At 48.9% G+C, this 20,072-nt stretch carries 23 protein-coding genes and 1 tRNA gene; 10 read left to right on the top strand and 14 right to left on the bottom strand.

The features are described 5' to 3' along the window. Positions 1-67: 67 nt before the first annotated feature. A complete protein-coding gene (gene sppA, locus AGRI_RS03335) occupies positions 68-1,948 on the top strand; it encodes a signal peptide peptidase SppA (RefSeq protein WP_008983597.1) in 1,881 nt (626 codons plus the stop codon). Between the two features lie 60 nt (positions 1,949-2,008). Then, complete coding sequence (gene ansA, locus AGRI_RS03340) at positions 2,009-3,022, top strand: asparaginase (protein ID WP_008983598.1); 1,014 nt, start codon at positions 2,009-2,011, stop codon at positions 3,020-3,022. Positions 3,023-3,329: 307 nt separating this feature from the next. Here the strand turns inward: ansA and AGRI_RS16305 are convergent, their stop codons facing one another. Next, positions 3,330-3,587, bottom strand: a complete 258-nt coding sequence (locus AGRI_RS16305; RefSeq protein ID WP_008983599.1) for a type II toxin-antitoxin system RelE/ParE family toxin — start codon at positions 3,585-3,587, stop codon at positions 3,330-3,332. Between the two features lie 47 nt (positions 3,588-3,634). Continuing rightward, entirely contained in the window at positions 3,635-3,901 is a 267-nt protein-coding gene (locus AGRI_RS03345; protein WP_008983600.1) for a type II toxin-antitoxin system Phd/YefM family antitoxin, read from the bottom strand. Positions 3,902-4,250: 349 nt separating this feature from the next. Here AGRI_RS03345 and AGRI_RS03350 point away from each other — a divergent pair, with 349 nt between their 5' ends. From AGRI_RS03350 to AGRI_RS16770, 3 genes are all read left to right on the top strand, one after another. Next, positions 4,251-5,519 carry an RHS repeat domain-containing protein gene (locus tag AGRI_RS03350; protein ID WP_008983601.1) on the top strand — a complete coding sequence of 423 codons (1,269 nt, stop codon included), beginning with the start codon at positions 4,251-4,253 and terminating at the stop codon, positions 5,517-5,519. 11 nt (positions 5,520-5,530) lie between these two features. Beyond that, positions 5,531-5,962 carry a hypothetical protein gene (locus tag AGRI_RS03355; RefSeq protein ID WP_156808354.1) on the top strand — a complete coding sequence of 144 codons (432 nt, stop codon included), beginning with the start codon at positions 5,531-5,533 and terminating at the stop codon, positions 5,960-5,962. A gap of 267 nt (positions 5,963-6,229) precedes the next feature. Continuing rightward, a complete protein-coding gene (locus AGRI_RS16770) occupies positions 6,230-6,418 on the top strand; it encodes a tyrosine-type recombinase/integrase (protein ID WP_420169861.1) in 189 nt (62 codons plus the stop codon). A gap of 355 nt (positions 6,419-6,773) precedes the next feature. Here the strand turns inward: AGRI_RS16770 and AGRI_RS03360 are convergent, their stop codons facing one another. The 7 genes from AGRI_RS03360 to AGRI_RS03390 form a co-directional block, all read right to left on the bottom strand. After that, a complete protein-coding gene (locus tag AGRI_RS03360) occupies positions 6,774-9,497 on the bottom strand; it encodes a DUF349 domain-containing protein (protein WP_008983603.1) in 2,724 nt (907 codons plus the stop codon). Beyond that, complete coding sequence (locus AGRI_RS03365) at positions 9,487-9,768, bottom strand: YeaC family protein (protein ID WP_008983604.1); 282 nt, start codon at positions 9,766-9,768, stop codon at positions 9,487-9,489. The genes AGRI_RS03360 and AGRI_RS03365 overlap by 11 nt, the downstream gene beginning before the upstream one ends. Before the next feature lies 1 nt (position 9,769). Then, positions 9,770-10,096 carry a hypothetical protein gene (locus AGRI_RS03370; RefSeq protein WP_008983605.1) on the bottom strand — a complete coding sequence of 109 codons (327 nt, stop codon included), beginning with the start codon at positions 10,094-10,096 and terminating at the stop codon, positions 9,770-9,772. A gap of 25 nt (positions 10,097-10,121) precedes the next feature. Next, entirely contained in the window at positions 10,122-11,255 is a 1,134-nt protein-coding gene (locus AGRI_RS03375; protein ID WP_008983606.1) for a M14 family metallopeptidase, read from the bottom strand. A gap of 61 nt (positions 11,256-11,316) precedes the next feature. Then, positions 11,317-11,574: a DUF2960 family protein gene (locus tag AGRI_RS03380; protein ID WP_008608438.1), complete on the bottom strand. Its 258-nt coding sequence runs from the start codon at positions 11,572-11,574 to the stop codon at positions 11,317-11,319. After that, a complete protein-coding gene (locus AGRI_RS03385; protein ID WP_008983607.1) occupies positions 11,529-12,428 on the bottom strand; it encodes an EamA/DMT transporter family protein in 900 nt (299 codons plus the stop codon). Before AGRI_RS03385 ends, AGRI_RS03380 begins: the two co-directional genes overlap by 46 nt. Further along, positions 12,428-13,567: a 1-acyl-sn-glycerol-3-phosphate acyltransferase gene (locus tag AGRI_RS03390; protein WP_008983608.1), complete on the bottom strand. Its 1,140-nt coding sequence runs from the start codon at positions 13,565-13,567 to the stop codon at positions 12,428-12,430. Before AGRI_RS03390 ends, AGRI_RS03385 begins: the two co-directional genes overlap by 1 nt. A gap of 177 nt (positions 13,568-13,744) precedes the next feature. On the opposite strand from AGRI_RS03390, the gene AGRI_RS03395 reads away from it, so the two are divergent. Beyond that, positions 13,745-13,821 (top strand) — tRNA-Pro (locus AGRI_RS03395). Positions 13,822-14,146: 325 nt separating this feature from the next. After that, entirely contained in the window at positions 14,147-14,839 is a 693-nt protein-coding gene (locus tag AGRI_RS03400; protein ID WP_008983609.1) for a superoxide dismutase, read from the top strand. Positions 14,840-15,113: 274 nt separating this feature from the next. Here AGRI_RS03400 and AGRI_RS03405 read toward each other — a convergent pair whose 3' ends face one another. The 3 genes from AGRI_RS03405 to AGRI_RS03415 form a co-directional block, all read right to left on the bottom strand. Then, the gene (locus tag AGRI_RS03405; protein ID WP_008983610.1) at positions 15,114-16,013 is read right to left on the bottom strand and encodes a hypothetical protein; all 900 of its coding nucleotides are present in this window, start codon (positions 16,011-16,013) and stop codon (positions 15,114-15,116) included. A 196-nt stretch (positions 16,014-16,209) separates the two neighbouring features. Further along, positions 16,210-16,704 carry a hypothetical protein gene (locus tag AGRI_RS03410; RefSeq protein ID WP_008983611.1) on the bottom strand — a complete coding sequence of 165 codons (495 nt, stop codon included), beginning with the start codon at positions 16,702-16,704 and terminating at the stop codon, positions 16,210-16,212. Next, positions 16,701-16,997 (bottom strand): nucleotidyltransferase domain-containing protein, encoded by a 297-nt coding sequence (locus AGRI_RS03415; RefSeq protein ID WP_008983612.1) that lies wholly within the window; start codon positions 16,995-16,997, stop codon positions 16,701-16,703. Before AGRI_RS03415 ends, AGRI_RS03410 begins: the two co-directional genes overlap by 4 nt. A 186-nt stretch (positions 16,998-17,183) precedes the next feature. Between AGRI_RS03415 and AGRI_RS03420 the strand changes: the two genes are divergently transcribed. The 3 genes from AGRI_RS03420 to hepT all read left to right on the top strand — a co-directional run bounded on the left by AGRI_RS03420 (position 17,184) and on the right by hepT (position 18,655). Continuing rightward, on the top strand, positions 17,184-17,735 hold the full coding sequence (locus AGRI_RS03420) for a YaeQ family protein (RefSeq protein ID WP_008949288.1): 552 nt from the start codon (positions 17,184-17,186) through the stop codon (positions 17,733-17,735). A 100-nt stretch (positions 17,736-17,835) separates the two neighbouring features. Next, entirely contained in the window at positions 17,836-18,234 is a 399-nt protein-coding gene (gene mntA, locus AGRI_RS03425; protein WP_008949289.1) for a type VII toxin-antitoxin system MntA family adenylyltransferase antitoxin, read from the top strand. Then, on the top strand, positions 18,224-18,655 hold the full coding sequence (gene hepT / locus AGRI_RS03430) for a type VII toxin-antitoxin system HepT family RNase toxin (RefSeq protein WP_008983613.1): 432 nt from the start codon (positions 18,224-18,226) through the stop codon (positions 18,653-18,655). Before mntA ends, hepT begins: the two co-directional genes overlap by 11 nt. A gap of 42 nt (positions 18,656-18,697) precedes the next feature. Here hepT and AGRI_RS03435 read toward each other — a convergent pair whose 3' ends face one another. Both AGRI_RS03435 and dcd read right to left on the bottom strand, forming a co-directional pair. Continuing rightward, a complete protein-coding gene (locus AGRI_RS03435) occupies positions 18,698-19,273 on the bottom strand; it encodes a glutathione S-transferase family protein (RefSeq protein ID WP_008983614.1) in 576 nt (191 codons plus the stop codon). Between the two features lie 201 nt (positions 19,274-19,474). Beyond that, positions 19,475-20,071, bottom strand: coding sequence for a dCTP deaminase (gene dcd / locus AGRI_RS03440; RefSeq protein WP_008949292.1), 597 nt, complete (start codon positions 20,069-20,071; stop codon positions 19,475-19,477). Between the last annotated feature and the right edge of the window lies 1 nt (position 20,072).

A 20,072-nucleotide genomic window follows, 5' to 3' on the forward strand; every position in this document is an offset into this window, starting at 1 on the left:
TTATTCGAAAAGCCGTTAGCATTAGCCTTGTGTAATTGCATTTTAATACGGGACATAGGACAACCTCATGGCTGAAAAAAAGAAAGGTTTAATCCGGCGCTTCTTTGGCGCGATCTGGGCGGTCTATAAAGGCTTTCGCTCCACAGTACTGAATATTATTTTTATTCTGTTCGTTATTCTGATTGGCAGCGCCATCTTCAGTGGCGGTGACAAGGTAGAAGTCGCGAAAACGTCAGCACTTTATCTGAACTTGCGCGGTGACTTAGTTGAAGAGAAACGCTTTGTTGATCCCTTCGCCGCCATTATGAATGAAAGCCTGGGCGGTCAGGAAGAAACGCCAGAGGTGTTAGTCAGCGACGTGGTGGCGGTAATCAACCATGCTGCCAAAGATAACCGTATTCAAGCCATGGTGATGGATCTGTCCGGTTTAGGCGGCGCCTCACTGGATAAAATGCTGGCGGTAGGTAAAGCCATCGAGAACTTTAAAGAAAGCGGCAAAAAAGTGTTTGCCTATGGCGCTTTCTTTGCGCAGAACCAGTATTTCCTGGCCAGCTATGCCGATCAAATCAGCCTGGAGCCAATGGGCGCAGTGATTTTAGAAGGTTACGGCAGCTACCCGATGTTTTATAAGAGCGCGTTGGAGAAGCTGAAGGTCAATACCCATGTATTCCGGGTCGGCACTTATAAATCAGCGGTGGAGCCCTTTACACGTGACGATATGTCACCCGAGGCGAAAGAAGCTAATATCGCCTGGTTAAATGAGCTGTGGTTACAGTATAAAGAGCAGGTTGCCGGCCGCCGTGGCTTTGCCCTGGATAACTTTGATGAAACCTTCGCCAGTCTGTATGCCAAAGTCGCAGCCGCTGAAGGCGACTTAAGTAAGTATGCCCTGGACAACAAACTTGTGGATAGCATCCAAACCCGCGAAGAATTCCGCCGCAGCCTGATTGCGGTAGTAGGTAAAAATGACAAAAACACCTACAACCATGTCACCTTTGGCGACTACAGCAAGCTGGTGTTACCGGCGAAGCAATTCGATAACCCGATGACAGAAAAAGTCGCCGTTGTCGTGGCGCGCGGTATGATTATCGATGGCACGGCTAAAGCCGGTACCATTGGTGGTGATTCTACTGCTGCGCTGCTGCGTCGTGCCCGTCATGACGATAAAGTAAAAGCCGTAGTACTGCGGATTGACAGTGGTGGCGGTAGTGCTTTCGCCTCGGAAGTGATCGGTCAGGAAATCACCTTATTACGTGAAGCCGGCAAGCCTGTTATCGCTTCTATGGGTGCCGTTGCTGCCTCTGGTGGTTACTGGATCGCTGCTCCAGCCAATGAAATTTGGGCTGCACCAACCACCATTACGGGTTCTATCGGCATCTTCGGTTTAATGCATACGCTGGAAGATGCAATGAAAACCCTGGGCCTGAATGTCGATGGCGTCGGTACTACTGAACTGGCTGGCGTTTCAGCAGGCTTACCGCTGTTTAAAGGCTTAAGCGACCCGATGAAAGACTTAATGCAGTTAATGATCGAACGTGGCTATACCGAGTTCCTGACTATGGTCGGTAAAAACCGCAATATGAGCATTGAAGCGGTAGATAAAGTCGCCCAGGGTCGCGTTTGGACCGGTCGCATGGCACAGGAATTTGGTTTAGTGGATAAACTGGGTACCTTTGATGATGCCGTGGCCCGCGCCGCTGAAATGGCTGGCTTAAGCCAGTACGATGTAAAAGTGATTCAGCAGGAGCTGAGCCCCACTGAGCAACTGTTCGTGGATATGTTCGGTGCGGCGCAAGCTAAAGGCTGGGTACCAAGCTTTGGCCAGTCGATGCAAAACCGTGCGCTGCGTCAGTTAAGCCAGCAGGTGCAACAAGACTTTGTGTTAATGAACCAGTTTAACGATCCAAATGGTATCTACTCTTACTGTCTGAGCTGTCAGATCCACTGACAGCCCCGCCAATAACGATTACAATGCCCGGCAATGACCGGGCATTTTTTTAAGGTTCACATGCAGAGAAAACGTATCTATGTCGCTTATACCGGCGGTACCATCGGTATGCAGCAATCCACCCGTGGCTTTATTCCGGTTCCGGGCTTTTTAACCGACACGGTAAAACGGATGCCGGAGTTTTACCGGCCGGAAATGCCGGAGTTTGACATTCATGAGTATCACCCGGTGATTGACTCGTCCGATATGACGCCCGCCCACTGGCTGGCGATCGCCAAGGATATCCAGTCGAACTACCAACAGTATGATGGCTTTGTGGTACTGCATGGCACCGATACCATGGCTTATACCGCCTCAGCGCTGTCTTTTATGCTGGAAAATCTGCAAAAACCGGTAATTATTACCGGCTCACAAATTCCACTGGCGCAGTTACGTTCGGACGGCCAGGTTAATCTGCTGAATGCCCTCTATCTGGCAGCGAATTATCCGATTGCAGAAGTCGCCTTGTTCTTTAACAACCAGTTATTCCGCGGCAATCGCGCCACCAAAGCCGATGCTGATGGCTTTAATGCCTTTGCCTCACCTAACTTTCCACCGCTGCTGGAAGCCGGTATCCATATCAAATTACAGGCCGGTAAACTAAGTAATCCGCATCAGCCATTGCCACTGCAAGTCGCCGATATTACGCCACAACCGATCAGCGTCGTCACGCTTTATCCGGGCATTACTACTGATGTGATCAGTAATATGCTGGCCGCCCCGGTACGGGCGCTGATTATTAAATCTTTTGGGGTCGGTAATGCGCCACAGCGCCCGGAGTTATTACAAGTACTGGAAGATGCCACCGCACGCGGTCAGGTGTTAGTTAACTGCACTCAATGCTTTAAGGGTAAGGTCAATATGGATGGCTACGCCACCGGCAACGCCCTGCACCGCGTTGGCGTCATCAGCGGTTTTGATATGACGCTGGAAGCCAGCCTGACCAAGCTGCATTACTTATTAAGCAAACCGCTTAGCAGCGAACAAATCCGCAGCCAGATGCAGCAAGATCTGCGCGGTGAATTAACCCTGTAAGCGTAAAAACTGCCAGAGCTGCCCTGCTCTAAGACTCTGCTCCACGACTCCGGTACGCTCGTCGTACCGGAGTCGCAACCTGCGATATCAAACCAAGCAGCTACCTAAGCGCTACACCAAACCTCGACTCCGGTATGCTTGCGTACCGGAGTCGGTCCTGCGATCTCAAATCACGCAGCTATCTTAACGCTACACCGCGCGACGACTCCGGTATGCTTGCGTACCGGAGTCGCAACCTGCGACACCAAAAAAGAATCTCAAAGTTAAGTGCCGGTGCCCGACTCGACTATGGTTGCCGTAACAGCACTCAGCTTACCACGTCATGCTCTGTCAGCAACTGGCGACAGTTTCTTACCGTTAGAACGCGTATCTCATGACTCACACTATAAATTATGCGGTAATGACCAAAAATAATTTCTCGGTAGTTGGTGTGAGGCAATTCTGGAAAAATTCGCCCAATTTCCGGCGTTGATCCAAGCAAATCCGTTTTGTTAAAAACTTCATTTACCCATTTTTCAGCCGCTGACGGATTATCCAAAGCAATAAATTCTGCCGCATCACCCAATTTTTTTTATGCTAAAGGTGACCACAGTACTTTCATCTATTAAGGCGTTACAATATTTGGGAACGAGCATCTTTATTTGATACACCTAAGCCTGCAGCTAACTGAGCTTCTGCGATACGCATTTCTTCAAGTAATTCAATTTTCTCTTGCATTGCTTCATATTCTGCAACGTCAAGAACAACTGCTACACCTTTACCACGCTGTGTAATAACCAATGGACGGCGAGTCTCATTGATTTGCTTAATAAATGACGCTACGCCAGCCCGAAATTCAGATAAGGGCTGAATATCTTTATCAAGGTGGATACGGCTCATATTTGACTCTTTACAGTACGGTTAGATGTACAAATAGTAGTGCAGTTAGCTTTTGTGAGCAAGGAATAACACTCATCATACTATCGTAGGTTGCGACTCGGGCTATTATTAATGATGATTATATACCTTTTGAGCGTAAAGCTACCCCGCTCTACGACTCCGGTATGCTTGCCGTACCGGAGTCGGTCCTGCGACAGTGGCTTAGAAGCCTTGAGCGTGATGTGTAATCAATCAAGTGGCGAAGAAATGCTGCTTTGTGCCAAAAGCGGATATTTTACTGCTTAGGCACTAAAGTCCACTTTTAAGTTTCAGCAGAACTCCGACTAGCACCTTTAGTTATGGCGCCGACTTGCAGCGCTATAAACAGGTACTAAGCAACAGCAGTGGCACGGAAACCCTGCACTACATTGGCAAAACCGCTGAGGTATCGATAAAAGGCAGCACCACCACTACCCGGTTATTTATTGATGATATTGCCATTATCAGCAAAACCCAGCAAAGCGGCCAAAGCACCGCCAGCTATGCGATACGCTATACGCTGCGCGACCGCTTAGGCTCGGTAGTCAGTTTAACCAATGAAGCCAATACGTTAAGCGAACACCGTAGTTATGACCCCTTCGGTAAGCCCCGTAAAGGCGACTACCGGCAATGGAGCCCGGCTACGTTAACCGGTGTGGTTGGCACAACGCCCTTCACCAGCCGCGGCTTTACCGACCATGAGCATTTAGACGGCGCCCAGCTGATTCATATGAATGGTCGTGTTTATGACTATAATCTGGGTAGGTTTTATTCGGTAGACCCGGTCATTCAGGCACCGGGGAATAGCCAGAGCTTAAACCCGTACAGCTACATTATGAACAATCCGCTGGCGGGGACAGATCCAACAGGATATACCGCGGAGTGTGTAGAGAATTGCCCAGAGGCTCCTAAACGCTCAGAACGATCTGGGCGGAGTTTTGTTCAGGACTGGCATCAAGTATATGATAGGCAAAATAACGGCGCAGTACAAAATGCTAAGTCTACCGAGCCAAAGACTGGTGCCCAGGAGATTGGCTCCCAGGGGAGCATCTCGTCGCAATCAGATAGAAATAATAGTACCAATGTAGATAAAACTTCCCAACTAAATTACTCAGGAGGACAATTAAAAGGTGAACTAAAAGATGAGTCTCAACTTGGTGTGGCCCCAGAAGATGCCGAAGATGCCTTTAATAAAGGTTTATCGGCTGCTGAAAATATCCCGTCAATCAGGAAAGGGGTAGGAAAGCCTCAATTCAAGAATGAGTTTGCCATAGGCTACCAAGACAAAGACGGTAACAATCAAATTAAATCTTTTTCAAAATTTGACGATGCAAATGATTTTGCCAAAAAATCCGAAGGTGGATGGGTGGATGCTAGTGAGCAGAGCGGTTATATAACTTTATATCGCACAGCCACCTATGCCAAAACGGTTATCAACCCAACATTTAGATATCAAAAAATGAAAGTAAACCATGTAGAAGGGGTAATCATGAACTTGGCTCATGAGGGTTATCACGCTGTCAACGGCCCTGCCCATAGCCCCCAACTATTCATGTCTTCATTTGGTGCTGTTGAACAATATAGAGAGCGAGGTAACTAATGGGAAAAATTATGATTAGAATGTTTGCGGTGATTGTCTTCTGTACTACTTTTACGAAGGTATTAGCCGATACAAATTATGATATTCTGTACATCACTAAAAATAATATCGCAGAATATCAAATCAATGTTGAAGTTGTGAAAGGTGACTTAATGCTTGATTCCTACAGGGTCAAAATCGACGCTGAAAAACACATATACACAACATGCAATTCAGAGCTTAGAGAAGCAATGTTACAGATAGGGAGTAGTCAAAGAATATTAATGGCACTCCCCATTATAATTGACCCTAAAGGTCTGCTGTCTTATTCATTTGATATTGACAAAGAACTTATAGCCACCTCTACAATTACTTTGCTTTATGGTAAAAGCGGTGAAAAAAGTGATTGTGATATCAACTTAAGCTCACCAGTAGTCATTGAGCTTGAGGGCTGGGTTAACTGATTGCGGATGGCTTGTTATGATGCTTCGGTCTTCGTAACAAGTCAGCCTCCCTATCATCATCACAACTTCATACCCGCTTCATCATCATTGGCAATCTTCATCACCGTATAAATCTTTCCCGTTTTTAACTATAATTGGGAAGTTAACTGAGCTAATATGAGTAAAGTTGTATAGTTCAAGCATCATCAAAGTACCACCCCAAACCTCGAAAATCGGAAAGTTCTTCCAATCCCATCCAAATATAACCAAGTTCGGGGACGTGAATACCTGCTACCCGATGAAGTAAATCGCATCATCAAATCTACAAAGAATGTCGGTCGTCACGGTCACAGAGATATGACAATGGTGATGATGAGTTACCGTCATGCATTGCGGGTATCTGAATTGGTTAATTTGAAGTGGTCACAAGTAGACTTGTCTCAAGGTCTGATTCAAAACTTTAGGGTCAGGTCATGAGGGATCCCTACGAATTTATCGCCAACATAAAACTGTAGTGGCACACTGAATTTGGCCACACGCCTAGAGATAATTTACTGGGTTTACGAAAAATCGAATGCCTGAAATGAGCAAGAAGTAGACATTCGTTTTTCCGAGAGAGCCTGAACTGAACAGCCGCAATTCGCTCAAAGCGTCTTTCTCCGCCACAAGCTGGCTGTTACATCAACTAAAGCTACCAATCCCACTATCGCAGATCGCGACTCCGGTACGACAAGCATACCGGAGTCGTAGTGCAGTGTATCATTTGGATATGTGCGCGATTAGATATCGCAGGAGCGACTCCGGTACGACTCGTAACGGAGTCGTAGACTGGTTAAAACAATGCGGCGACGCGTTGTAATAACGGTTGCTCATTTGCTGCGACTGGGCCGTGTGCCAACCAGTGTTGCAGTAATTGCTCGGCATTAACCTGCTGACCACCATTATGCTTCATTGATAACAGCGCTAACTGCACCTGTTGCTTTTCGCCGGGTTCAACCTGGGTTGTGCCCTGCCCGGTTAACAGCTCTAAGGCTACCGTTAGTTCGCGCCGGCTAAGTGGCGGTGTTGCGCCCTGCAACGCATCGCGATAACCGGCAGGTACCAGCTCTGGACGCCACTGGCCTGCAGCCAAGGCTTCGAATAACTGGTTTAACTCGGTTTTTTGCTTCTGCTGCCGCAAGCTGGCGGCTTTACTGCTTAACTCCGTTGCCAGTTGTTCACGGGCAGCACGGGCTTCGGCCAGATCCGGCAAGGTTAGCTGCTGTAGTTGCTGTTGCAGTTGTTGTACCGTGCTTAGCTCTGTCGCGTCTGCTAAGGCCTTTGCGATATCTCGCAATTGCTGTTGCAGCGTTGACCAGGCTTGTTGCTGTGCCGCCTGCTGCGCTTGATGTTCAGCCTGGCGCTGATTAAAGAAGCCATCGCACAGCGCGCGGAACTCTAACCATAACGCCTGATCCTGCTGCTTACCGGCAAAACCCAGCTGCTTCCAGCGCTGCTGTAACTCTTTTAATACCGTAGCGGTTTGGCCCTGATCTGGCAGTGATAACGCGGATTGCGCCTCAGCCACTAAGGCTTGCTTAGCCGCGGCCTGAACTTGCTGGGCTGCTGTTAATTTTGCGCGTAATTGCTGATTTAACTGCTGATATTGCTGCTGTAACGCCTGATAATCCTGGCGTTTTACCGCCCCCGCCTCACGCCAGCGTTGAGTGAGCTGACGCAGTGATTGCTCAAGGGCTTTTTCCGGCATTTCAGTGTGTAACAATAACGCCAGTTCAGTCAGGATTTGCTGACGCTGCGCTAAATGCGCTGCCCGCTCGGCATCTTGTTTGGCAAATAGCTCCCGGCAAGGCGCAAATGCCGCTTCGCAGGCCTCGTCGAAGGCCTGGTTCAGGTTATCATCCGCTGCCGGATCGGCTTTACCCAGCGAGTTCCAGTTTGCGCGCGCCAGTTTTACCTGCTCTGCTCTTTGCTTGGCATCTTCGACTGGCTCTGCCGCCAGTTGCTGCATTTGCGCCAACATTTCATGTTTACGCGGCGTGGCAATATACTGCTGCAGATCGTTTAATTCCTGATACAAGGCGGTAATTTCGTTAAAATCCCGCTCTGCCTGCTGCTGCGCTGAGCTATCCAGTTGCTGATAGTCACTAAGCAAGCCTTTGTATAGCCCAAACAACACTTTAAAGCGCCCGGCGCCGTGCAAACGCTTAAACTCAGCACATTTGCTGCGTAACTGGCGTAATTGTTTATGCTGTTGCTGCTGTAATTCAGTCAGGGTGGCTTTCCAGCGCTGCTGCAATTGTTGCTGCTGTGCTGCCAAGTCGGCAGGTACTGGCAAACCTAATTGCTGCACGCTTTGTCGCCATTGCTGTTTAAACTGTTGCAGCTGCGCCGCCGCTTGGTCACATTCCGCCGCTGTAGCGGGTAGTGCCTGAGCAGCAAAATCGTTAAGCAAAGTGGTTAACTGCTGCAACGTATCGGCTGCAGCCGGCAGTGCCTGCAATTGTGCCGCCAGTGTAGTCAGCTCCCGCTGTAAACCGGACTGTTGCTCTGCACTTAGCGTCGAGCTAGCCACCTCTTGTGTTAGCTCCTGATGCGCTTGCTGTAATAGTCCTTGCTGCTGGGCACTGAAGTCTGCAAGATTAGCCAGCTGGGCGCTAATTTGCTGCTGTAACGCCGCGATCGCGGTTGTCAGTTGCTTAAGCTGCGCCGCGGCCTGCTGTTGTGCAGCCAAGCGTTGCTGCTCAGCAGCCAGCGCTGCCAGCTTAGGGCTTAGCCAGGTATCGAGCTTTTGTTGTAACTGTTGGTACTTTTCCTGGTACTGCGCGGCTTCGGTATCTGGCAATACCGGCAAATCAGCAGCCAGTTGCTGCCATTCCGCCGCCAGTTGCTGTTGCAGCGCAGGGATGTCGGCAAGTTGTGACCGTTCACGCAGGGCGTTTAATTTTGCCAGCAGTAAGGTTAACTCTTTACGCAACTTAACCGGCCGCTGCTTGTCTTGTTGCAACTTCTGCAGTTGTTGTTCAGCTTGGCTAGCTAATTCGCCCGGCAATTGTTTGCTGAGTTTTTCCAGCTGCTTTTCATCCTGGATCGCTGACAGCAATTGCGCTTTACAAGCCACCGGGAAAGTCGCATCCAGCAGGCTTTGCATTAGCAGATCCTGCCGGCCCAAACGCTGCAATAAACTTAAACGCAGGGTCGCATCGTTATCCTGCAGCGCCAATTGCTCCAGAATACTGCTGCGCTGACACTGTTCGATAAACTTATGTTTTAATGCAGAATCGACTTTGCCAGTCAGTAATTGCTGCACCAGCTGTTGCTCAGCATAGAGTTTCAGCCGCTCGGCGGCATCTTGCTTACTGGCTTGCCACCATAACGAAAAGTCATTTAAGCGATGTAACGCGGCCTTGCGCACCGCTTCGGCGCCATCATTAAAGGCCAGCTCATGCAGGGTGTTTTTATGTTCGGTATTTTGCGGATCCAGACTTTCCAGCGCCTGTAGGCGTACTGCGGCATCCTGATGTTGCCATTTGGGTTTAAACCAGCGTTTAAAGATCATCGTGTGAAAACCTTGCGATAGCGGCAGGATCAGAAAATTGCTTTTTCAATTCAGCTTTGGATTTATGGACAATTTGGCCATCGGCGCCAACGGTAAAAATCTCGTCTGATTTTAATACCTTGGCCTGATACGCCATCACCAGTTGCAGGGTGTGCGCTTTTTGCTCGTCAGACAAGGGCGTGCCATCGGCCCAGCGGCCGGTTTCGGCCGCCTGCGCCAGTTTTTCGTAGGTGTCAGGCGTCATCGCGCTGACCAGTGCATTAAAATCCATACTACTTCTTACGCTTTAACCAAATAATGCGGGCGCGGCATACAACATACCAGCAAAAACCCAGCGCAATAGCGGCAGTAGAAACGTACTCGTTATAACTACCCGTTTCTGGCTGCCACCAGTATAAAATACCAAAACCGGCTAAAAACAGCAGTAACGCCAACATCGACTGATTCATCAGTGATTGTGACTGTCTGAGCATCCGATCCCGGTGTTGCGCGGCCAGTTTCTCCGGTGTCGCTGCCGTTAAGTCAGTTTTACACTTCGGGCACTGTTCCGCTTTATTTGATACCCGGTGCTCACACACCGGGCAGGAAATAATGGCCATCTGTTATTCCTGAGTTGTTACTGAATTATTTAGTACCAAGATCATCAACTACGGCCAAAATGGCAGTTAAACAATCTTGTCCCAGTTTCATTGAACGTACGTCTGACCAACCATAGGCTTCATCTGGCAGGTTGGCGTTATCTTTAAACGGCATTTCCAGCGTATAAGCCAGGGTTTTAAATTGCTCGGCTACCCAGTTTGAACACACGGTTAAATTGGCTTTGCCCGGCTCATCGCGATCATAGCCGTAAGTGGTTTGGAACTCTGGAGTTACCGCCAACAGCGCTTGCTTAAAGCTGGCTTCTAACTGCGCCATTTTGGCGTTATAAGAAGGCACGCCCTCGGCACCGGCAACAAAGTTGTACGGCAGGTTTTCGTCACCATGCACATCCAGCAGCATATCCAGTCCCAGCTCCAACATCTTCTGGCGCACCAGGAATACTTCCGGGCTCTGTTCCATGCTTGGATTTTGCCATTCGCGGTTTAGGTTAACGCCAACGGCGTTGGTACGCAGATGACCACGCACGCTGCCATCCGGGTTCATATTAGGTACGATGTAGAACACGGCTTTGGCCAGCAGGCTACGCGCTACGCCGTCATCTTCATCCAGCAGGCGATCTAATAAGCCTTCGACAAACCACTCGGCCATGGTTTCACCGGGGTGTTGCCGGGCAATGATCCAGACTTTCTTTTTGCTGTCATCCGGCTCACCGACTACCAGCATGCTCATATCGCGGCCATCCAGGGTTTCGCCCAGTTCAACCAGCTGACAGTTGTAGTCGTTTTGTGCCTGATGCAGCAGATCCATATGCCGCTCGTAACTATAAGGCGCGAAGTAAGCGAAATAAACTGACTCGGCTTCCGGATAATGGGTAATGGTCAGGGTATTGCCGTCATATTCGGTTTCGACCCGGAACCAGTTCTGCCGATCATAAGAGGCCACTGCCTGATAGTCTTTCCAGCCATCCGGATAGGCCGAGGTGCCGGCATTGGTAATGTGCAGTTTATGCACCTGGGCATGCGGGCTGTTTAAGCGAAAATGGAACCACTGGTAAAAATCCGACATATTGTCTTTACGGATCGCCAGTTGAATATTATTCGGATCGGTGGCATTGATAACTTCGATATTGCCACTGTCAAAATTTGCGGTAATTTTCATAACAAAACTCATTGGTTGTAGGCTGATACGCTGCGGCAATCGAATAGGATCGCGCAGCCTGTTATTCTTCTGTTGGCGGATTCTCGCGCACAAAGGCGATCTCTGCAAACCCAAATTTACTAAATGTTTGTAATCGATAGTTTTTAATTGCCGACTTATCTTTAGCGGTTTGCATTAACTGCTTTTCCATTGCCAGAAACTGCGTTAAGTCGATACCCTCTTCCGCTGCGGCGGCTTCATAAGGGTCGCGAAAGCGATCAAAACTAAAGGCAATCACTTTGCGTTGCCCTTTGTATAAGTAGGTGACCTGTCGTGCCATATCGGTTTACTCCTGTCTGGCCGGCATAACCAAAGCGACGCCAGCAAAATTACCGAGCCCAAAGCCAGAGACCAAAGATTGGCGCTGCGGTTCCAAATTAACAGATTTACCAGCAAGCCCGCCGGGATCAGTGCATTATTCATTACGGCCAGGGTGCCACTGGAGACCAGACTGGCGCCTTTATTCCACCAGTAATAACCGCCGCCGGAGGCCACTAGCCCCAGCCATAATAATACAGCCCACTGCGTGGCATTAACCGGATATTGGGCTGTGCCGAGGATAAACCAAGCCGGCAGAGCCACCAGCAGTGCCCCAACATAAAACCAGCCAAACTGCTGGTATTGCAACCTGGCAGGCGCTCCACCTTGCTGCATTAGCCGTTTATAACCAACCTGCCCGGCAGCAAAACACAAATTAGCGCCCTGCACCACCAAAAAGCCAAGCCAATAATCCGGTGCCGGCATGCCATCACGCATAATCGCCGCTGCCACTACCGCCATTGCCGCCGCCAGTAAAAAGCGCGGCTGAAAGCGCCCGGCCAGCACATCGTAAAGCAGCGTAATATAAACCGGGGTAAAGATGGTAAATACCAGTACCTGTGGTACCGACAACAACAGAAACGACTGATAATAAAACAGATACATCAGCCCCAGTTGCACCGCACCAAGGGCGGCCAGCTGCAGCGCCAAGCTGGCTTTTATCGGATAACGCAGCAACCAGGGTAAAAATACCAACAGTGCCAGCGCCACCCGGGTCAGAACGGCAAAGTAGGCATCGACCTGCCCGGCCAGATACACGCCAATCAGGCTAAATGAAAACGCCCATAACAGCGTAACACCAACGAGATAGCCCATCAGGCGTTAGCTACCGGCCTTTCAGCCGCTTGTGCATGCTGTTTCAGCACCGGGGCAGCATACATTTGTGTTAAAAACGGCTGCGACTCCGGCGGTAACGCATCCAGCCTTTGTTGCCAGCTTGCCTGCTGTGCGGCATCGGCTTTGGCGCTGTCACCTGCGGCCAGATAATTAACCGGAAACAGTTTATAGTTTTGCCAGATCTGCTGATCAATCATCGCGGCCAGCGCGTCAGCATCCGCCGGAATATCAGTTAACGGTTTAGCGAAAGCAACATGCACCCGGCCTTTAAAGCCGACAATGCCTTTGATAATGGCATCGATATCTTCAAACTCGCCTTTTTGGTAATTACCATGCTGCTGTTTGTGAGAAAGTTCTCTGGCTTTATCCTGATCGCAGGGATCTAACTCATACGATAAACAGACCGGCACGATATTCAGGTGGCGCATATAGTCAGCAAAGCTGTCACCGCGCTTTTTGCCTTCCATATAAAACATTTTCAGAATTGCCGGATCGGTTTCATCATTGCCATCTTTGGCGCGGCCTTCTTTTTGCGCGATCCAGATAGATTGCTGTTCATCCAGCGAATGGCGGATATAGGCCGAGAGTTGCGACAGGTTTTTCAGCATTTCCCGCGGCCCTTTGGCGCCACGTTTGACGATAAAGCTTTTATTCAGCTTCATCAGCTCGGTCGCACAGGCTTTACGCAGCAGGTTATCGCCAATGGCGATCCGTACCGTATCAAAGCCATGCTTATGCAAACACCAGTTAACCAGCGCCGGATCCATCGCAATATCGCGATGATTGGAGATAAACAGATACGCCTGACCAGGCTTTAAATGTTCTATCCCGCTAAAGGTCATGGCGGTAGTCGAGGTTTTTAGCATCCGCTCCATAAAGGCGGCAACCTGCAGCTGCACCTGCGCAATGGAGCGCAGCTTGGCCCATTTGCGTTTGAGGAAAAACTTGACCGCCGGCGCAAGCAACCAGCCAAAACTACCGGCCAGATGCGGAAAGCGGTAATGCAAAATGGCAGCAATAAATTCCTGATCGGCAATCAGCCGGCCAATAGCGGCTTGAACTTCATGGTCATGATAAGGCCGGATATCGGCAAAAGGATCGTTCTGGATGTCGCTCACAAGCTTACAACACTGCTAATTATTATAAAGAGGCGTATTCTACTCTTTCAGACAGAATTCGCCAGCACTGCAATAACTTTGTCTGAAACATCGGAGCAGCAAGGCTGGGCAAAAAAGCTGCAGTTACACAAAAGCGCATTGCATTTCATACCGAAATCATTATGATACGCCCTACGTCGGTACGTAGCGCAGCTTGGTAGCGCACTGTCATGGGGTGTCAGGGGTCGTGGGTTCAAATCCCGCCGTACCGACCATTTAAAGGCCTGTTGTAAAACAGGTTTTTTTGTTTCTAAATACTGTAGACGTCCAGACCGCCCCAAATACACCCCAATATACAGTATTCCGGTTTAAGCGCATTCCAGCGGCAGTTTTCTGGCAAATAACGTCTCTGCACTTTCTCAATCAGGCTACTGTAAATCGCAGTAACCAAGGTATGTCCGTTAATTTCCTGTATAAAGAAAGTCAAACTAATCCCAATTCGGTTTATGGTCGTATTTTAATTTGAACTCAACGAGTTGAACACGGTCTGAACCGCTTTGATGGCTGTTTTGTTCGCCTTTTTTCTTTCAAGGAGTCTGTATGTTGAAATCTACCCTGCTGAAATCTGTTAGCACTGCTGCCTTATTATTGGCCTCGTTATCCGCCTTTGCTACCCCTTTTACCCAGGCCCCCCTGCCTTATGCGGCCAATGCGCTGGAGCCGGTAATTGATGCCAAGACCATGGAAATTCACCATGGCCGTCATCATTTGGCGTATGTGAATAACCTCAATGCGCAGGTCGAAAATTTTCCAAAGCTGGCAGAGCTGAGCCTAGAGCAGATGATGCAGCAGATGTCGTCTTTTAATGCAGCGGTGCGTAATAATGGTGGTGGACATTATAACCATCAGCTGTTTTGGCAGTTAATGGCGCCGGTTGGTCAGGGCGGCGCACCTTCAGTTGCCTTAACTGCAGCTATTGAACGTGACTTTGGCTCATTGGATGCAATGAAAACTGCCTTTAATCAGGCAGCGGCCAGCCGCTTTGGCTCGGGTTGGGCCTGGGTAATTGTGAATAAAGACGGTAAGTTACAGGTAACGTCAACCGCAAATCAGGACAACCCGCTGATGGATGTCGTTGAGGAGCGCGGCGCGCCGATTCTGGCGCTGGATGTGTGGGAGCATGCCTATTACCTGGCCTATCAGAATCGCCGTGGTGATTACAGTCAGGCCTGGTGGCAGTTAGTTAACTGGCATAAAGTGAATCAGTTGTTCGAGCAAGCCAGCACTAAGTAACAGCCAAGCAAAGTTGCATTGCCAAAGGCCGCCGTGCTTTGTACACTGCGGCCTTTTCGTATCTGACTAAAAGAGCATCTGATGGCACTTAAAGCCACTGTTTACAAAGTTCAGCTGCAAATAGTTAGGCTCTGCACTGCCCTTGCAGCTTAGTAAAAACCTCTGCTACAGCAGCTGCTAAGTCGGGTATCTTAAGTGCAGGTTATTAGCCCTGAGATTGCGCCGTAAAAGAAAGTAACCAAGGGGCCGGCTTACTCGGCATCAGCTACGCTAATTATAATGCTATACGACCAAGGCTAGCCCCGCCCAGTAGGCTTGCTTCACTGGTTAGCAGCAGATCACCCTGATGCCACAGAATGGCCTCCCATTGCCGCGTGGGTCGAATACTATGATACTGTCCCAATTCCCATTGTGGCGTATTATTAACAATAGGAAGCTGCCAAATAAAAGCAGCCACATTCAAAAACCCTAATCGATAGCCGACTAACGCCAGGCGTTCGGTGTCAGGGTCAAAATCGGCGCCAGTGATTAAACCATTTGTAAAAAACCGCTCACTACTGACCACTTCCTGAACTGCTGTGGTTTTATCTAGCCGGTATAACCGGGTATGACGATCTTGCCAGTTTTTAGTAAACAGCCACAGTTCATCACCCACCACCGTCAGCGCTTCGCAATCATCGTTATGGGCATGCGGACGGGTTGACGGCTCGGTATCTGCCAGCCGAAACATGATTCTTTTCGCAACCACTTCGGCGCCGTCCTCAGCCTGTTCCAAATCTTGCCAGGCTACTTTATAAATTTGCATCCAGCTGCGATCACCGATATTGTTACCGCAATCAGCGATATACAACCAGTCGCTATCCTGTGCCAATGCTTCCCAATCGTAATTTGCCGCATTTTTAATATGCACCCGTCGGCTAATCGCATCGCCAGCCTCGGATAACTGATACAAGGTAGCGGCATGGCCGCTGTCGTTATGTGTCCATAACCTACCATCACGCATTGCCAGGCCCGATGATTCATCAACCTCAGTTGGTAACGTAGCTAATAAGGTCACATTTAAAGCACTGGATTCGGCTAACGGATAATGAGGGCTGGCAGGCGATAACGAACAACTGGTGAGTAAAAACACAGCATAGATCAAAACAAAACTAATCCGTTTACAACCAGCCATAATCAGCGCTTGCCTCCTTAACCAATGCGGGAACTAACAAAGAAACCGAACAACGCCGAAGGTTACACCGCCAACGAAAATTACACCACCACCCAACACCACAACAAAAAATACCACCGCTTCCGACTCCGGCATGATTACGTACCAGAGTCAGGCCTTCGATGCTGAATTTAGCTGAAATTTTATGGCTTTGCGGTTAAAAGGAATTACTAGGAAGCAGATTGCGTTGTTCCAGCGCCGAAATCAATTGCATCGCAAAATTTTCTAACAACGGCGTAAAGTTAGCTGCGCTATTAAGTGCATCAGCCAATAGCTGCAAGTCTTCTATATATTCATGCACCATTTTGTTTCGCAGTTGCCGGGCCAATAACCAATTTTCAGCAGATTCTAACCAACCAAAACGCTCCGCCTTGTTTAGATTATCCAAGACCGGGCCCTTGTGCTCACCCAATGCAGCCAAGGTAGCCGGCAACAACTTATCACCAAGGTTGTCTTGTAACCTGGCAAAACGGCTGGCAAAAGCATCAAGTTGTTCGGAAAACGATGGATCAGTATCCAGTTGCTGCAAACGCTCGGGTGTGAGTGGCGCATTAAATAAGCGTTGCAAGGTCACTGCGAGTTGTTTCCGCTCCTTGTCGATAACACGAATTAGAAAAGCCAGGCGTAACTGTTCATCAGATAGTGTGGTCATAGCGGTATACCCTTTGCCGCAATCTGGTGAATTGCTGAGCGTTGCAAATTTGGCGCTTGTAATAACACATCAATTTTTTGTATGCCGATACGCTGTATTATTTTAGCTTCCAGGCGGGCAGCAACTAAAGCCGGCTGACTGATTTCATTAGTGCTGCTTACCAGTAAGTCAATATCCCCGCCCCGGAGGTCATCGCGTTGCCGCGAACCAAATAACGTCACTGTCGCCTGACTGCCAAGCTCTGCAGATACCACGGCTTTAATTTGCATAATTTGTTGTTCAGTCAAACGCATAGTGCCCCACTCCAAGAGGTTTTAGTATATACCAAAGCGAAGGAGGAACAACCATTTGGGGCAGATTACATAACAACTCCCCAAAGCGCATCAGGTTGAATGACTAAAGCACCACTGAGCGCATTGCCAAAGGCCGCTCTGCTTTGTACACTGCGGCCTTTTCGTATCTGACTAAAAGAGCATCTGATGGCACTTAAAGCCACTGTTTACAAAGTTCAGCTGCAAATTGCTGATATGGATCGGCATTATTATGCAGACCACAGCCTGACGCTGGCGCAGCACCCGTCGGAAAATAACGAGCGGATGATGGTGCGCTTACTGGCTTTTGCACTGAATGCCAGTAACACCCTGCAATTTACCAAGGGGCTAAGCAGTGAAAGCGACGAGGCAGAGCTATGGGATCTGGCGCTGGATGGTACCGTTAACCTCTGGGTCGAATTTGGTCAGGCCGATGAAAAATGGCTGAAAAAGGCCTGTAGCCGGGCAAAACAGGTGCACTTATATTGCTATGGTGGCCGGGTGGTACCGATTTGGTGGCAGGCGAATCAAAGTGCGCTAAGCCGCTATCAGCAACTATCAATTTGGGACATTTCGGAGCAAAGTGTGCAGCAGATGGCCACGTTGGTACAGCGCAGTATGAACCTGCAATGTAATATCAGCGAAGGCCAAATCTGGCTATCAGATGACAGCCAGAGTGTGCTGATTGAGCCCGTGCTGTTAAAAGCCGCCAGCCGCTAAGCCCGGTATTTTTCCTGAATATGCAACTGTGAGCTAACTGGCGATAACCCTGTTATTCTGATACGCTCTTGTTATATCAAAACTTATTTTATTCAGACTGATGACTAACTCTGAGCCGACAATATCTCGAATTACGCAGCTCGCAAAACAAAACGCGGATATTGGGGCTATCTGGTTATATGGCTCAAGAGTACAAGGACGAGCCAGGCCAGACAGTGATTATGATCTCGCTGTTGCTTTTAATGATTTCGCACTCGATAACTTAGCGCGCTACAATCGTCCCCACTGTCTGGCACTTGATTGGGCCGCAGAGCTCGCCCTGTCTGAAGCCAAAATATCTATCGTCGATATCAACCAGGCGCCGATTTATCTGGCGTATCAGATTATTGATACCGGACAACTGATATATAGCGATGGTAGTGCAAGAGCATGGCAAGAAATAACGCGGATTAATAGCTTATTTGAGTATCAACAAAGAGAAGCAAGTCATGAGGTTTAAAGATGCCGGCTTAAAGCTTTATTTAACTGAAGCCGCCAAACATAAACAAGACTACTGCCAACAATTAGATGAATTGCGTGCAGACTTAGCCCTGGGGGAACTACGCCGGCGTGACTACCTGGCTATAGAACGTTTATTACAACTGCTAACAGAATTGAGTATTGGCCTAGCCAAGCATTGTTTAAAAAGATATCAGCAACACAGCTCTGTCGACGCCTATCAAACTTTCTCACAGCTACATCAGCACGGCATGATTACGGCTGACGAGTTGTCAGAATGGCGCCAGATTATTGGTATGCGAAACGGGTTAGTACACGATTACTTAAATATTGATGTCAACATTGTGCGTTTGATTGTGGCGCAAGGGCGTTATCACACCCTTGCAGACTTTTGTGACAAAGCAATCCGATTTTTACGATAATGCTATTGTTAACGTATACACCGAATATCGTTATCTTCTGACTCAGGCTAGCCGCGGATCTGATACTGCGGCGCCAGCTTGTTGTCGATTGGCGGCATGAAACGCAAGCAAGGCCGGATAATCTTCCAGATCCAATAATTCGCGGAATATCACCCAGTCCAGTAAGCAATACAGTGCCATCGCCGGATACTGCCAGTTGGCAAACTCCTGATTAGCGGCCTGCTGCTCCAGCACAAACATTGAGGCGGCAATACGCTCTTTTTGCGCATTAAAGAACAGCCGATCTTCATCGGTATTCAGACCGCTGCGGGTACATAAAAATAGCGAGACCAGCGAATCATTGACTGCATTAATCAGCGTTAGCTGATTTTCCTGATACCAACTCAGTGGCGCCAGGTCCATTTTCGCCGCCAGATAACGGTAGATCACATTAGAATCGAAGATAATTTCGTCGTTATCCTGCAACATCGGGATCTTTAGCGTTGGGTTCAGCGCCAATAACTTCTGCCGATCCGCCTCGGCAAAAATATTCATATTGATAAACTGATGCGCCGTATCGGCCAGCAACAGCCGGATCCGCCGGACATAGGGTGAAGTCTGAGAACCATATAATTGCATCGCTGTATCTCCCTCGCTATCAAAGTGTGCTAACAAAATGCTCGTCTGTTATCGACAAACCAACTAAAGATGGAAAAAAGCCGCCGGCGGCATTGCCAAGCTATGCAGCTTTATTGCATAATCATCCCGCTTCATTTTGCTTTATATAAGCTTGCTGCCCACGTTTTTGCGTGGGCTTTTTCTTTTTAGCGCGGTCGATTGTTACAACGCTGTCTTGTCATCCTGACTAATACGACTGGCCACCGCCCCGCTCTGCTCTTTATATTTGGCATCGCTGCGCTTGTTGTACGGTTTATCCGCAGGGCCCGTCATCAATTCAAAATTCAGGGCGCCAATTTTCATATTAGGTCGAAGCGCCAACGGTAACTTACCACTGTTAAAAAACTCCAGTACGATATTACCCGACCAGCCCGGATCAATGCGATGCGCGGTCACATGCACCATTAAGCCTAAACGGGCTAAAGACGAGCGCCCATCCAGCCAGCCGACGATATCCGCCGGCAGCGTTACCGACTCCAGCGTAATACCCAGCGCCAGCTCGGCCGGGTGCAAAATAAAGACACCATCGTCCTCCAGTACAATTTCATCGCTCATTACCGCATTTAAGGCGGCATCGACTTCAGCACGGGGGCCACTTAAATCGATAAAGGGCGCGGTATGCGCCTGAAATACCCGAAATTTATGGCCAAGCCGAATATCAACACTAACGCCACTAATCATTTCGGCATCCGGTGCCGGACTGATGCGGATTTTTCCCTCGGCCAGGTAGGCGGCTATATCACGGTCACATAATCTCATT

The sequence above is a fragment of the Alishewanella agri BL06 genome (assembly GCF_000272005.1).
Taxonomy (GTDB): domain Bacteria; phylum Pseudomonadota; class Gammaproteobacteria; order Enterobacterales; family Alteromonadaceae; genus Alishewanella; species Alishewanella agri.